The following is a 13,496-nucleotide window of genomic DNA, read 5'->3' on the forward strand; positions in this document are numbered from 1 at the left end:
GTATTTCCTCTTTAAACCAAGGTTATCCCAAAAAATTAAGAACGGAATAATCGTGAATATTGTGTTTCGTGTTGCGCGCTAGCAATGGCAATTGCCGGAAGACCTGCGCCAACACTGTCTTCATTAATAATCAGTGAGCTACGAATGGCGTCACTGATCACAGGTTGTAATTCGCCGAGTAATTCTTGTGCTTGGGTTTGCCCTAATGGCACCAATTTTGTCGCTGCGGCGATTTGGTTTTCTAGCCAAGACCAGGTAAACCCAAGGGCCGCCAGTTCAAGGTTGATCGACCAATGAGTGGCCGTCACGGCAAATAAGGTCACAAAGCTGATGTCTTCTAAGCGCTGAAAAGGCGTGGCGATTTCTAAGCTACGCATTAACCGCGCCAAGGCTTCTCCCATCGCCGTATCGTTTAATCGCAGCTCTTTGGTTTCTCGGCACGCCAGCGCCAGATCATTGAGTTCTAATAGGCGCGCGTTATCTTGCTGACTGGCCGCGAGCATACACAAACGCAAAATCGGTAAATCAACACGAGCCACAGATTGTTGCAGCTGCAAGCTGATCCAATCGCACACTTGCGTTTTGTTTGTTACCCAACCTTGGTCGATAGCGTATTCCATGCCCTGTGAGAACGCATAACCACCAACCGGTAAACTCACGCTGCTCAACTGCAAGAGACGCAATAGGCTGCTATCCGTGGTGGTGACCATGGCTGTAGGCTCCAGATTCAGGGACAAACACCGCGCTTTCATGGCTCACAACCAAACCAAGTAGGTGAAGCATTTCTTCTAAGACATGATCCGGCTTGATACGTAACCAGCGATCACCCACTTGAATCTTGGTGTGGCGGTTGCCTAGGTGATAACAGGCTTTGGAAAAAGCTTGCCAATCGTCGCAACTGGCATGAGCCACATCTTCAACGGCGCCTTGAACTTGCACTATTTTGTTGCACTCGCTTCGCAAAAACTCCCCAACTTGGAGCGGTTTGCCGCGATCGAGAAAAACGCGAACCTCTTCGCCATTTTCTCCGATCAATTTAAGACGGCCGCGATCGCGTTGCTCGTGACTAAGAGTCACCTTGGTGTAAACCGCTTCGTGGCAATGGGTGCCTAATCTTTGATATATGTCTAGCATGGTATGTTTCCTAACCGCCAAGCGTTATTTCGCTTGGCTTTTTTGATGTTTAAAACAGGGCTCGTTTAAAATAAGGTATAAAGCTGAGCCAGTGGCAAGGTTTCTGCGGGCTCACAGGTGAGCAATTCGCCATCGGCTCGTACTTCATAAGTCTGCGGATCCACCGTAATGTCAGGTAACCAGCTGTTATGGATCATGTCGTGCTTGGAGATATTGCGAGTATTACGGCAAGCGACCAGAGTGCGATCCAAGCCAAACTTTTCCGCCAGGCCATTTTCTAACGCCGCTTTTGACACAAAGGTTACCGAGGTCGCGGCGGCGGCTTTACCAAAGGCGCCGAACATAGGGCGGTAATGAACGGGCTGAGGCGTAGGAATCGAAGCGTTTGGGTCCCCCATAGGCGCGCTAGCAATCATCCCGCCCTTGATAATGATGGAGGGTTTCACCCCAAAAAAGGCCGGTTTCCAAAGTACTAGATCGGCGAGCTTACCGGCTTCAATGGAGCCCACTTCGTGGCTAATACCGTGAGCAATGGCTGGGTTTATGGTGTATTTGGCGATGTAGCGTTTGGCGCGAAAGTTGTCTGCGCCTAATGCTTGATCTTCTGCCAGTAAACCAAACTGTTGCTTCATTTTATGGGCTGTTTGCCAGGTTCGTGTGATGACTTCACCGACCCGTCCCATGGCTTGTGAGTCAGATGAAATCATACTGAATGCGCCGCGATCGTGAAAAATATCCTCCGCGGCAATGGTTTCTTTGCGGATACGAGAATCCGCAAAGGCCACGTCTTCTGGGATGTTACTGTCCAAATGGTGACATACCATCAACATGTCTAAATGCTCATCGACTGTGTTGTGGGTATAAGGACGAGTCGGATTGGTAGAAGAGGGCAGCACATTCACATTACCGGCCGCACGTATGATGTCTGGAGCGTGCCCGCCACCAGCGCCTTCGGTATGGTAAGTGTGAATAACTCTCTCTTTAAACGCGGCTAACGTGCTGTCGACAAAGCCGGATTCATTCAGCGTGTCCGTGTGGATGGCCACTTGCACATCGTACTTTTCAGCGACGCTCAAACAGCAATCAATCGACGCAGGCGTCGTGCCCCAATCTTCGTGCAATTTTAGGCCACAAGCACCGGCTTCTAGCTGCTCTTCTAGCGCTTCGGGCTGGCTGGCGTTGCCTTTACCAAGAAAACCTAGGTTCATTGGCATGTTGTCGGTAGCTTGGAGCATTTTACCCAAATACCAAGGTCCTGGCGTACAGGTGGTGGCTTTGGTGCCCGTTGCTGGGCCCGTACCGCCGCCAATCATGGTGGTCACGCCAGAGGTCAGCGCTTCTTCAATTTGTTGTGGGCAAATAAAGTGAATGTGAGCGTCGATGCCGCCGGCGGTTAGAATCGAGCCTTCCCCCGCAATCACTTCTGTGCCAGGGCCTATGACAATGTCAACATTGTCTTGTATGTCTGGATTGCCTGCTTTGCCGACTTTAAAAATACGACCTTCCTTGACCCCCACGTCGCCTTTGACAATGCCCCAATGATCAAGCACTAAGGCATTGGTAATCACCAAATCGACCGCCACCTCATTGGTTACTTGGCTTTGCCCCATACCATCTCGGATTACCTTGCCACCGCCGAACTTTACTTCGTCACCATAGGTGGTGAAGTCTTTTTCGACTTGAATCCAGATATCGGTGTCGGCCAAACGAACCCGATCACCTGTGGTTGGGCCGAACATTTGTGCGTAGCCACTTCTGTCTATTTTAACCGCGTCTATTTTAACCGCGTCTAAGTTGGCAGTGTCTGTTTTGCTCATGCTGACGGCTCCGTTTTATTCAGTGTTCCCATTACCTCGCCACGAAAGCCATAAATGGTTTTCGTGCCAGCGTATTCGACCAATTCCACTTCACGGCCTTGGCCGGGTTCAAAGCGTACTGCGGTGCCAGAAGCAATGTTGAGGCGAAATCCTTTGGTAAGATCACGCTCAAAAGACAACGCAGGATTGACTTCATAAAAATGGTAATGGGAGCCAATTTGAACCGGTCGATCGCCGGTGTTTTCGACTCGGATGGTTAAGGTTTTACGGCCTACATTCAGCTCAATATCGCCTGCGGCTACCTGAATTTCACCTGGAATCATGGTGCGTCTCCACATTAGTTAATTGGGTTATGAACCGTGACCAGCTTGGTACCATCGGGGAAGGTTGCTTCGACTTGCACTTCGTGAATTAAATCCACCACTCCTTCCATGACTTGGTCAGCACTGAGCAATGTTTTGCCAAAACTCATTAACTCGGCGACGGTTTTGCCATCGCGAGCGCCTTCAATAATTTCCATGGTGATGTAAGCCATGGCTTCTGGATAATTAAGCTTAAGGCCGCGATTTAAGCGACGTTCTGCTAATAACGCGGCGGTAAAGACGAGTAATTTGTCTTTTTCTCTAGGTAGTAATTCCATTATTCAGCCCTTTTTTCGTTATTCTATGGCGCCTTGATTTTGCTTGTTAGAATCAGGTCGCCCAAATTCTTGGTTCACACGCTTCTTTACCAATAAGCGCTGGACGAATGGCTCGCCAGCATTGGGTAAACAGGCGTTTCATGTGCTCCGAGTCATCATGGAGGCTGCGCACAATGATGTATTCATCCACCAAGGTCGCGCCGCAAAGCGAAACGTGTTTTGTGCAATGGTCACGAAGTGTGTCCATCAGCTCATCATGATTGTCCGTTCGGTCAAAAGGACCTGCAATCATCAGGCCATTTATTGGTTTGTTGGCTAAGCCTGCTTTCGCTTGAAAAATATTGCGACTTTGATCATCGATGATGAAACGCTCGCGCACTTTTAAGCGACCATCCTGACGAATCTCAAAACCTTGTTCAGCGTGTCCATTAGCAAAGCTTTCATTGTTCGCCGGTAACCCAAAGCAGGTCACTTCCCAGCCAATAAATTTGGCGTTGCTGGCTAGGTTGATCTGATTTTCAAGTCGAGTGTGGGCGTTTGGATAGAGGATAGCTTCTTGTGGAAGCCACTCCATCACACTGTCCTTAGGGACGTTTAATTGGGTGATTTGGTGTTGCAGGGTTTTGTCTTCACGGGCGCGATACACACGGCCAGCGCCAGGGGTCGTAATAAGCACATGGGTGTTTTCGGCCAAATTGGCGGTGATGGTCAAGCGGTCGCCAGACACCAAACCACCTGGCGGGTGCAAGAGGTAAACGTGGGCGGTCTCTGGGCCTTCTGGGTAAAAGGGTTTTTGAACGTAAAGTGGTCCCTTGTGGTCGCAGGTTTTCAGGACGGTGCCGCGCGCGGTTTTTTGAAAGCCTAAGGTTAAATACGCATGCCAGTGAGAAGGCGCATTAGACGCTAAAGACGTCTTCTCAGATGGTGCTTCTGACGGCGTTACCAAGGCAAGATTATGATTATTATGCATCTCTTCCTTAACAAAATATCGGCTTGTTCAGCGTACTAGGATTACACCGCTAGATACTGCTTGATCAAGTTGTCATTGAGTTTATCCATTCGGTCTGCTGCGACTATGCGGCCTTTTTCCATTAAACGGAATTCCTTGCCGACCCTTCTTGCAAAGCCAAGTTTCTGCTCGATCAAGATCACGGTCAGGCCTTCTTCGGCGTTTAATTTCAAAATGACATCGCCAATTTGTTTCACAATATTGGGCTGAATGCCTTCGTTTGGCTCGTCTAGAATCAGCACGCTTGGGTCTAATACTAGGGCGCGACCTATGGCTAATTGTTGTTGTTGTCCGCCAGATAGGTCTCCACCACGGCGATGCAACATGTCTTTTAATACCGGAAACAGTTCAAAGATTTTCTCCGGTATGTCGTTTGTTTTGTTTTTGCTTTTCTTGTTCAGTACTGGCAAACCAATGCGTAGGTTTTCTTCCACCGTGAGCATGGGGAAAATATCCCGGCCTTGAGGCACATAACCAATGCCTGAGTAGGCGCGTTTTTCAGCACTTTGCTTATTAAGTGTTACGCCATTCATGGTGATTTCGCCATTACTGATTGGCAACAAGCCCATAATGGTTTTGAGTAAGGTGGTTTTTCCTACGCCATTGCGTCCCATAATGCAGGTGATGGAGCCGGGTTCTATGTCTAAATCCAACCCCCAAAGGATTTGTGTGCCACCGTATAATTGATCAAGGTTTTTGATTGAAATCATAGGGTTACTCCTTCTGTTATCACGTCATCAGTGGCTTCTTGTTCTCCTAAATAGACTTCAATCACATCTTTGTTGCTTTGGATTTGATCCATGGTGCCTTCTGCGAGCACAGACCCTTGGTGCAATACCGTTACTGTTTTGGCGATGCTGCGGACAAACTCCATATCGTGCTCTACGACAATCACGGTACGTTCCCCCGCCAGCGAGGTGAGTAACTCGGCGGTGCGTTCGGTTTCTTGGGGGGTCATTCCCGCGACTGGCTCGTCGATCAATAAAAGCCTAGGATCTGATACAAGTAACATGCCAATTTCGAGCCATTGCTTTTGCCCATGAGACAAAGCCCCCGCCAACATAAAGCGATGTTTGGCAAGGCCGATGATGTGAAGCACATTATCAATGCGGTCAATCTGTGTGGGGGTGAGTCTGGAAAAGAGCGTTGGTAATACGCCTTTATCGGTTTTTAGTGAGAGCTCTAAGTTATCAAACACGGTTTGCTCTTCAAACACAGTGGGCTTTTGGAATTTTCGGCCTATGCCCAATTGCGCGATTTCTGCTTCGTCTTTATTGAGCAGGTTTTGGTTTTGCCCAAAAAATACGCTGCCAGAGTCGCATTGGGTTTTGCCGGTTATGACGTCCATTAGGGTCGTCTTGCCAGCCCCATTGGCCCCGATCAAACAGCGTAACTCGCCATCGTTGATGTAGAGGTTCAAATGGTTTAATGCTTTAAAGCCATCAAAGCTTAAGTTCAAATCTTCGACGTACAAGATCACGTTTTTATCGACGTTGACCTTAGCGTTCGCAGGAGCAAGAAAAGGCCAGACCTGATCAGGACGAAATGTCTCGCGTAAGCTATTTAGGGAATGGTGAAGGGCGCTCATGCGTTAGACTCCTTAGTTGGTTGCGGGCGGCGTTTTTCCATGAGTTGGGTGTATAACCCAACGATGCCTTTGGGCAAATACAGGGTGACTAAAACAAACAGGCCGCCTAGAGCGAACAGCCAAGCTTCTGGTAAAATAGCGGTAAAACGGGTTTTCGCGTAGTTCACTAAAAGCGCGCCTATTACAGCACCAATCAAGGTGCCGCGGCCGCCAACCGCCACCCATATCACCATTTCGATCGAGTTGATTGGGGAAAACTCACCCGGGTTAATAATGCCGACCTGAGGCACATACAGAGCCCCTGCGATACCGGCAATCACCGCAGAAAAAACGAATAACCAGACTTTGTAACGATCGGTTCGATAGCCAATAAAGCGAGCACGAGATTCGGAATCACGTATCGCTAAGACCACCTTGCCAAAGCGGGATGAGAGGATTTTCCGGCTGATCACGAACACCAGAGCCAACATCAAGGCGGTAATGGCAAACAAACTCACTCGGGTGGTGTCGGCTTGCAAACTAAAGCCGACAATGTCTTTGAAATCGGTTAAGCCGTTATTGCCACCAAACCCCATTTCGTTACGGAAGAAAGCTAGCAACAGAGCGTAAGTGAGCGCTTGCGTCATGATTGACAAATACACCCCTGTCACCCGAGAACGAAACGCCAACCAACCAAAAATAAACGCCAATAATCCTGGCACCAGAACCACCATGATCATGGCGAACCAGAATTGGTCCATCCCATGCCAAAACCAAGGCAGCTGTTGCCAGCCTAAAAACACCATGAAATCAGGTAGATCAGGGTTGCCATAAGCGCCACGGTCGCCGATTTGGCGCATTAAATACATTCCCATGGCGTAGCCACCTAAGGCGAAAAACGCCCCATGTCCCAAACTGAGAATGCCGCAATACCCCCAAATGATATCGACGGCCAACGCCAGCATAGCGTAACACAAATACTTGCCCAATAAGGTGATGGAGTAAGTACTTACATGCAAGGCGGAGTCGCTTGTTAGGTAGAGGTTGGACAAACACGCCAGTGCCGTCACTGCTAAGAGGATGATCACAAAGGGCAAGGTGTGTTTGCCTGAAGTACGACCCGCTGAAAAATATTGCGTAATAGAGCTCATTCTGCGGCCCTCCCTTTTTGTGGAAAGAGTCCTTTAGGACGTTTTTGGATGAATAAAATGATGAACACCAACACCAAAATGGTGGATAAAACCGCGCCAGTCATAGGCTCAAGGAACTTGGTGGCAATGCCCAAACTGAAGGCGGCGACTAGGGTGCCGAGCAGGTTGCCCACGCCACCGAAGACAACGACCATAAAGGAATTAATAATGTAATCCTGACCCAGATTCGGCCCCACATTCGTGAGCTGACTCAGCGCCACACCAGCGATGCCTGCGATGCCAGAACCCAGACCAAATGTCATGGCGTCTATCCAATTGGTTTTTACCCCCATGGCTTTGGCCATGTTGCGATTTTGGGAAACCGCGCGCACGTTTAACCCCAGTGAGGTTTTCTTTAGCACCATCACCAGTGCGAAAAAAACCAACAAAGAAAACGCGAGAATGTACAAACGGTTCATGGTTAACGACAGCACAGGGTTAATTTCCCACGAGCCGCTCATCCAACTGGGGGTAGACACTTGGCGGTTTAATGGCGAGAAGATGGTGCGTACCAATTGCTGCAGAATCAAACTGATACCAAAGGTCGCCAGCAAGGTTTCCAGTGGGCGGCCATGCAAATGACGGATGACTAATCGCTCAATTAATATTCCTACCAAAGCAGACACTAAAAATGCCGCCGGAATCGCTACCCAAATGGAATAGTCGATGTAATTTGGCATCATCAATTGCACCACATAGGTGGTGTAGGCACCGAGCATAATCATTTCGCCGTGGGCCATATTGATCACCCCCATGACGCCAAAAGTAATGGCCAGACCAATCGATGCCAGCAATAAAACAGAGCCAAGGCTCAAGCCAAAAAACAGCTGATTCAAAAAGCCAAAGCGTTCTACTCGCTGAGTAATTTTCGTCAACGCAGCCTGTGCAGCGGCTTTTATGTCCGGGTTGTCTTGGTAGGTAAGCTGATTGAGTTTATTGCGCACCGTCGTTTCTAGGCTACCGGATAGGCGCTCAATCGCGGCAATGCGAGTTGAATTTGGTAACTCGGTTTGCAAAGCGGTATTAATCGCCAAAGCCAAGCCCATTTCTTCTTTTACTTTGGTATTTGACTCGCTTGAGTAGAGTCGCTCAAGCGTCGCGACTGTGTCTTCGTCAAGACTGGAAAGCAGCGCTTGAACGGCCCCTCGGCGTACTTCGGCAGAGTGAGAGGTTAGCTGAATGCGGGCGATGGCATTGCGTAAATAGCCCCGCAAACGGTTATTTACTTTGATTTTAGACACCGCTTGCTCGCTAAGATTGGCGATCAATTGTTGGCTAAAAATTCCTCGATAAGCGTCTTGGTTCTCGACTTCAATCCGTTGGACGAGTTGTTTGTTGGCTTTAATGAAGTACAAATCTCCATTCATCATGGTACGAAACAGCGGCAGCATAGACTCATCGCTGTTGGCCTCGATGGCTTTTAACACGGGCAAGAGTTTGCTGTATTTCACTTGAGTCAGTTTCAGCATTAAAGGGGCGAGTGCGGCGGGTGGCTGATTAACAGACAGGCTAGCGGGTGTTGACGATTCTGCGCTATAAGCCTGCAAGGATAAGAGGCCAAAAAGACAGCAGCAAAGTGCAATAAAGTGTCTCAAGGTCATGCTCCATGGAATAAGTAGTGGCAAGGTTTCTTGCTGGTGGGCCTGCTCCTTATTCTTGCGTAATTTCAACAAGAAAGTACGAGTAGAAAAAGGGACTCTCTGCACTGTGTGACAGAGAGTCCATACCACCCTGGGAGAGGTTAGTTATTGGTGTTAAACCGCTTTTTGAAGATCAACCCTGATCATCGACGGTTTAGGAATTGCTTAGTTTTCGCCAGAACATTTCTTCGTTACCGTGTTGTAATGGCCGCAATTGATCGGCGATGTCCAATCGGCAATGACGTTCTTAGAACTTGGCAAATAGTCCGACCAAGAATCCCCAGGAACCGTACTGTCGGTTTCCCAAACGGTTTCAAATTGACCGTCATCTTGGATCTCACCGATAAGAACCGGTTTGCTTAGATAATGGTTTTTATTCATCGTCGCCATACCGCCAGTCAGGTTCGGAAATTTCTGACCTATCATGGCTTTTTCAACCGCATCCACATCCGTTGTTCCGGCTTTCTTCACTGCATCAACCCACATATTGAAACCAATGTAAGTGGCTTCCATAGGGTCGTTTGTGACCGCTTTAGGGTCTTTTTTATAGGCTTTCCATGCTTTGATGAAACGCTCGTTTTCTGGCGTATCGACGCTTTCAAAGTAGTTCCAAGCCGCTAAGTGACCTACTAATGGTTTTGTGTCTAGACCGGATAATTCTTGCTCACCAACCGAGAATGCAACCACAGGAATGTCTTCAGAAGAAATACCTTGGTTGGCTAATTCTTTGTAGAAAGGCACGTTGGCATCACCATTGATGGTAGAAACCACCGCGGTTTTTATGCCTTGGCTACCGAACTTCTTAATTTGCGAGACAATAGATTGCCAGTCAGACTGACCAAATGGGGTGTAATTCACCATGATGTCTTTGGCAGGAACGCCTTTCGATTTTAAATAGGCTTCTAGAATCTTATTTGTAGTACGTGGGTACACATAATCGGTACCGGCCAGAACGAAACGTTTCACACCCAAATCGTTCATTAGGTAATTAACCGCAGGGATCGCCTGTTGGTTTGGCGCCGCTCCAGTGTAAAAGATGTTTTTAGACGACTCTTCCCCTTCGAATTGCACCGGGTAAAACATCAGCCCATTGAGCTCTTGAAGAACAGGAAGCACCGATTTACGAGACACAGACGTCCAGCTACCGAAAATCACATCTACCTTGTCTTTGCTGATCAGCTCGCGGGCTTTCTCCGCAAACAGCGGCCAGTTAGACGCAGGGTCAACCACCACAGGCTCGATCTGTTTGCCAAGCAAACCGCCTTTCGCGTTCTGCTCTTTAATCAGCATCAGAACCGTGTCTTTTAGCGCGCTTTCAGAAATCGCCATGGTGCCAGAAAGAGAATGCAGCACGCCCACTTTGATCGTATCTGCGGCCCATGAAGGCACAGCAACCAGCGTGGCGCCCGTTAATGCTATCGCGGAAACTAACGTCTTAATCTTCATTGTTGAGTCTTCCTATCGGTTATCTTTTAATGAGTAAGCAAACTCAGTATCCATAGAAAACCAAAAGAAATGTATCCGCTGAATGACCCAGAGGGGTACGTCATTTGACGTATAGGTAGGGTGGTCTTTAGGCCAATAACTCATGCCTTTGTGAATACTAGAATCGGTTAAAGTCGAAATGATCGGTGACATTTTATCTTTAAGGCATAACCGAGGCCGGTGGCCGTAAAGCGGCATCAGTTCATAATGAAATGCTATCGAGTGTAAAAACAGGTAGATTAAATGCATTATGATACTAACGCTGGATTTTGATTTTCAGAGGAATTCTATTTTGTACCAACTTTATTATTATCCGAATAATGCGAGTTTAGCCGCGCATTTTTTGCTCTATCACATGGGGCTAGATTACGAGCTGTTATTGGTTGATAGGGACGCTAACTTGCATAAGTCATCGGAGTATTTGACGCTGAATCCAGCGGGTCGTATTCCAACTTTAATTGATGATGGGCAGGCTATTTTTGAAAGTCCAGCCATCTGTATTCACTTGTGTGAGCAGCACCCTGAGCATGAGTTGATACCGGCACTAGGTAGCAAAGAGCGGCCCTTGTTTTTCCAATGGTTGGCTTATTTAAATAACACGCTACAAGCTGAGCTGATGGTGCGATATTACCCTCATCGACACACAACCGATGACAATAGCATACCGAATATCATCGCCGCACAAGATGAACTCATTGCCTCGGCGCTTGGGGTTATTAATGATCAATTGGCGGACAAAGAGTATTTATTGGGCCGTCAGATTAGCGCCTGTGATTTCTTCTTATTCATGTTAGCGGAATGGGCATTGCCGATAGAAAAATCACCAGTCACCTTTCACCATTTAGCCGCCTATTTGAAGCGCTTGAGCTTGCACCCGACGATTAAAGCGGTCTGTGAGATGGAAGAGATAAGCCTTGAGCCATTTGAAATTGGCTGATCAACACCAAGCAAGGGTAAACGCGTCCTAGTGGAGCAAAATAACCCAAAATGTTGAACGGTATTCTCAAGTGGATTATGGCGCTGCTTGAGTTTGTCTTTTGAGTGTGGGTGAGCATTAGGAAGGCTTAAAGCCCTGTCATATCAAGCGGTTGTGTTTTAACCGCCGGTTTGATGTCGGGTCAAAAATACCCTATTGTTCATCTGACTTTTCTCCACCTACCCATCTGCTACTTTGGCGAATACGATTTATGACGACACATAAGACAAAAGGTTTTTCTCCTTCTTGTGATAGAAACAAACAACCGATTCTTGAGCGCCTTTGTGTGCATTTTAAAGCGTGTAAGCACGTGCTTGAGATTGGTTCTGGTACTGGGCAGCATGCGGTGTTTTTTGCTGAGCATTTGCCCCATTTGATGTGGCACACGAGTGATATGCTCGACTACCACGGCAGTATTCAGGCTTGGATGGCGGATGCAAATTTACCGAACCTTGTTGCACCTATTGAGTTTCATTTTGGGAAACAGGCTTGGCCAAGGTTGGATCTAGATGGTGTTTTTACGGCGAATACCACGCACATTATGCCCCGTGATGCGGCTCAATTGATGATGCAAACGATCGCGACCCAGTTAAAATCGGGTGGCGTGTTTTGCCAATACGGGCCGATGAATGTGAATGGAGAATACACCAGTGAAGGGAACCGAGAATTTGACCAGCAGTTACAGCAAAGTGGCTGTGGCGGTATCCGTGATCTGGCCGAGTTGGTTGAATGGGCCGAGGGTATGGAGTTAACAGAACAGATAGCCATGCCTGCGAATAACTTCTTGCTGGTCTGGAAAGTGCGTTAATTTGAGTCAAAAACGCAAAGAATGAAGGCACCAATAAGCAAAAGATCAACAAGCCCTGCGTTATGTTTTTACTGTGTTGTAGACACTATAGGTTAGCGAGGGGCTTAGTTTTTTACGCTTAATCAGGTGTTACTCTGCGTATTTATCCGCCGCCCCCGGCTAGGTTTACTCTTCTTAGAATGGTGCTACTTCGTCATAAGCGACTTGTGGCGTTGACCAGCGCTGGCGTGGGTCTAGGGTGGTTTGTGCGCCCGCTAATGGAATCTGCCCACGATCACCGTACAGCCAAAGAACAAAGTTTGTGCGAGTCCCGCTGGTGATAGGGTGAGCCGCGTGGGGAACATTTCCACGGTGCAACATGGCAACGCCAGGTTGGAACCTAAGTTGGTTCGTTTTGCCCGTTGCCGTATCGTAAAAATCGACTTCAGACCCAGTATAGGTCTCTCCTGGTAAGTTCAGGTTTACGTTCAGTGTTGCCGCAGACGCGTCCGTATGAGGTCGAAGTGATGTGTCCATACCGGCTTGATATTGGATGGAAAAACCAAATGTTTGAGTGTCATAACCGACTATTTCAGGAAACAAAAGTCGTGCGATTGGTCGCATGTAGCGATCAAGCAGTTCCCGATAAAATGTCTGGAAATTTGGGGCCGCAAGAAAGCCTTCTGAGCGTGGGTCGAGCATAGCGCCATGACGATTCAGTGCGATGCCATAAGGTGCGCGCATAGGAATTTTGGCGTCTGCGATATTTTCTAAGTAATCTCGTAATTCTGCGAGGCGCTCAGGATCAAAGAACTGGCACATGAACACATTCACAGAGACTTCTCTTGCACTGCGGATTCTTTGCTCGGGTCTTGCCATGCTTGTTCAACCGCATCGCGTAGGTTTTTATCCAGTAGCGAGGCGTCAGGAATAAACAGAGAGTCTTGGTGGTTATTTTCCCACTCTTGCCACGCTTCACTAAGCAGGCTGTTATTGCGGTTCCAAAACTGTTGGACAGATGGCGCACGGTTTAACGTTGCCTCTCGTGAAGGCAAATCCAAGGCGCGAGCGCGTTCTAATGAACTCACTGGGTTTGTTTGGTTAAAAGTAGCGGTATTGTTCATGTCGCTGTCTCCTGAAATGCAGCTAAGTCGTTTTGACTTTGATAATGGGGCCAATTTATTACATCTTACTTTGTAGATAAACGGGCCTTATAAAGAGACAGAATTAAGTATTTCTATATAATCTCAA

15 protein-coding genes are annotated in these 13,496 nt (G+C 48.0%); 2 read left to right on the top strand and 13 right to left on the bottom strand.

Annotation, left to right across the window (positions count from 1 at the left end):
• Positions 1-35: 35 nt before the first annotated feature.
• The 11 genes from ACIGBN_RS02010 to urtA form a co-directional block, all read right to left on the bottom strand.
• Positions 36-710 carry an urease accessory protein UreF gene (locus tag ACIGBN_RS02010; RefSeq protein WP_133002110.1) on the bottom strand — a complete coding sequence of 225 codons (675 nt, stop codon included), beginning with the start codon at positions 708-710 and terminating at the stop codon, positions 36-38.
• The gene (gene ureE / locus ACIGBN_RS02015) at positions 691-1,134 is read right to left on the bottom strand and encodes an urease accessory protein UreE (protein WP_133001709.1); all 444 of its coding nucleotides are present in this window, start codon (positions 1,132-1,134) and stop codon (positions 691-693) included. Before ureE ends, ACIGBN_RS02010 begins: the two co-directional genes overlap by 20 nt.
• A gap of 65 nt (positions 1,135-1,199) precedes the next feature.
• On the bottom strand, positions 1,200-2,951 hold the full coding sequence (gene ureC / locus ACIGBN_RS02020; RefSeq protein WP_396663372.1) for an urease subunit alpha: 1,752 nt from the start codon (positions 2,949-2,951) through the stop codon (positions 1,200-1,202).
• Positions 2,948-3,274: an urease subunit beta gene (locus ACIGBN_RS02025; RefSeq protein ID WP_133001707.1), complete on the bottom strand. Its 327-nt coding sequence runs from the start codon at positions 3,272-3,274 to the stop codon at positions 2,948-2,950. The genes ureC and ACIGBN_RS02025 overlap by 4 nt, the downstream gene beginning before the upstream one ends.
• A gap of 14 nt (positions 3,275-3,288) precedes the next feature.
• On the bottom strand, positions 3,289-3,591 hold the full coding sequence (locus ACIGBN_RS02030; protein ID WP_133001706.1) for an urease subunit gamma: 303 nt from the start codon (positions 3,589-3,591) through the stop codon (positions 3,289-3,291).
• A gap of 52 nt (positions 3,592-3,643) precedes the next feature.
• Positions 3,644-4,561, bottom strand: coding sequence for an urease accessory protein UreD (locus ACIGBN_RS02035; protein WP_396663375.1), 918 nt, complete (start codon positions 4,559-4,561; stop codon positions 3,644-3,646).
• 41 nt (positions 4,562-4,602) lie between these two features.
• Positions 4,603-5,310: an urea ABC transporter ATP-binding subunit UrtE gene (gene urtE / locus ACIGBN_RS02040; protein WP_133001704.1), complete on the bottom strand. Its 708-nt coding sequence runs from the start codon at positions 5,308-5,310 to the stop codon at positions 4,603-4,605.
• Positions 5,307-6,188, bottom strand: a complete 882-nt coding sequence (urtD, locus tag ACIGBN_RS02045; RefSeq protein ID WP_341562490.1) for an urea ABC transporter ATP-binding protein UrtD — start codon at positions 6,186-6,188, stop codon at positions 5,307-5,309. Before urtD ends, urtE begins: the two co-directional genes overlap by 4 nt.
• Positions 6,185-7,318, bottom strand: coding sequence for an urea ABC transporter permease subunit UrtC (urtC, locus tag ACIGBN_RS02050; RefSeq protein ID WP_396663378.1), 1,134 nt, complete (start codon positions 7,316-7,318; stop codon positions 6,185-6,187). Before urtC ends, urtD begins: the two co-directional genes overlap by 4 nt.
• Positions 7,315-8,958, bottom strand: coding sequence for an urea ABC transporter permease subunit UrtB (gene urtB / locus ACIGBN_RS02055; protein ID WP_396663593.1), 1,644 nt, complete (start codon positions 8,956-8,958; stop codon positions 7,315-7,317). Before urtB ends, urtC begins: the two co-directional genes overlap by 4 nt.
• 204 nt (positions 8,959-9,162) lie before the next feature.
• A complete protein-coding gene (gene urtA, locus ACIGBN_RS02060) occupies positions 9,163-10,443 on the bottom strand; it encodes an urea ABC transporter substrate-binding protein (protein ID WP_133001701.1) in 1,281 nt (426 codons plus the stop codon).
• Positions 10,444-10,774: 331 nt separating this feature from the next.
• On the opposite strand from urtA, the gene ACIGBN_RS02065 reads away from it, so the two are divergent.
• Positions 10,775-11,419, top strand: a complete 645-nt coding sequence (locus ACIGBN_RS02065; protein ID WP_396663381.1) for a glutathione S-transferase family protein — start codon at positions 10,775-10,777, stop codon at positions 11,417-11,419.
• A gap of 250 nt (positions 11,420-11,669) precedes the next feature.
• The gene (locus tag ACIGBN_RS02070) at positions 11,670-12,266 is read left to right on the top strand and encodes a DUF938 domain-containing protein (protein WP_133001699.1); all 597 of its coding nucleotides are present in this window, start codon (positions 11,670-11,672) and stop codon (positions 12,264-12,266) included.
• A gap of 174 nt (positions 12,267-12,440) precedes the next feature.
• On the opposite strand, the gene ACIGBN_RS02075 is transcribed toward ACIGBN_RS02070, so the two are convergent.
• Positions 12,441-13,079, bottom strand: a complete 639-nt coding sequence (locus ACIGBN_RS02075; RefSeq protein WP_396663383.1) for a hypothetical protein — start codon at positions 13,077-13,079, stop codon at positions 12,441-12,443.
• A complete protein-coding gene (locus ACIGBN_RS02080) occupies positions 13,076-13,369 on the bottom strand; it encodes a hypothetical protein (protein ID WP_396663385.1) in 294 nt (97 codons plus the stop codon). The genes ACIGBN_RS02075 and ACIGBN_RS02080 overlap by 4 nt, the downstream gene beginning before the upstream one ends.
• Positions 13,370-13,496: the final 127 nt, after the last annotated feature.

Origin of the sequence: Marinomonas sp. NPDC078689 (assembly GCF_044542435.1) — a bacterium.
In the GTDB taxonomy this organism is placed as follows: domain Bacteria; phylum Pseudomonadota; class Gammaproteobacteria; order Pseudomonadales; family Marinomonadaceae; genus Marinomonas; species Marinomonas arenicola.

Coding starts and splice junctions, on each gene's coding strand:
- ACIGBN_RS02010 (WP_133002110.1), bottom strand. CDS start 710: ATGGTCACCACCACGGATAGCAGCCTATTGCGTCTCTTGCAGTTGAGC.
- ureE (WP_133001709.1), bottom strand. CDS start 1,134: ATGCTAGACATATATCAAAGATTAGGCACCCATTGCCACGAAGCGGTT.
- ureC (WP_396663372.1), bottom strand. CDS start 2,951: ATGAGCAAAACAGACACTGCCAACTTAGACGCGGTTAAAATAGACGCG.
- ACIGBN_RS02025 (WP_133001707.1), bottom strand. CDS start 3,274: ATGATTCCAGGTGAAATTCAGGTAGCCGCAGGCGATATTGAGCTGAAT.
- ACIGBN_RS02030 (WP_133001706.1), bottom strand. CDS start 3,591: ATGGAATTACTACCTAGAGAAAAAGACAAATTACTCGTCTTTACCGCC.
- ACIGBN_RS02035 (WP_396663375.1), bottom strand. CDS start 4,561: ATGCATAATAATCATAATCTTGCCTTGGTAACGCCGTCAGAAGCACCA.
- urtE (WP_133001704.1), bottom strand. CDS start 5,310: ATGATTTCAATCAAAAACCTTGATCAATTATACGGTGGCACACAAATC.
- urtD (WP_341562490.1), bottom strand. CDS start 6,188: ATGAGCGCCCTTCACCATTCCCTAAATAGCTTACGCGAGACATTTCGT.
- urtC (WP_396663378.1), bottom strand. CDS start 7,318: ATGAGCTCTATTACGCAATATTTTTCAGCGGGTCGTACTTCAGGCAAA.
- urtB (WP_396663593.1), bottom strand. CDS start 8,958: ATGACCTTGAGACACTTTATTGCACTTTGCTGCTGTCTTTTTGGCCTC.
- urtA (WP_133001701.1), bottom strand. CDS start 10,443: ATGAAGATTAAGACGTTAGTTTCCGCGATAGCATTAACGGGCGCCACG.
- ACIGBN_RS02070 (WP_133001699.1), top strand. CDS start 11,670: ATGACGACACATAAGACAAAAGGTTTTTCTCCTTCTTGTGATAGAAAC.
- ACIGBN_RS02080 (WP_396663385.1), bottom strand. CDS start 13,369: ATGAACAATACCGCTACTTTTAACCAAACAAACCCAGTGAGTTCATTA.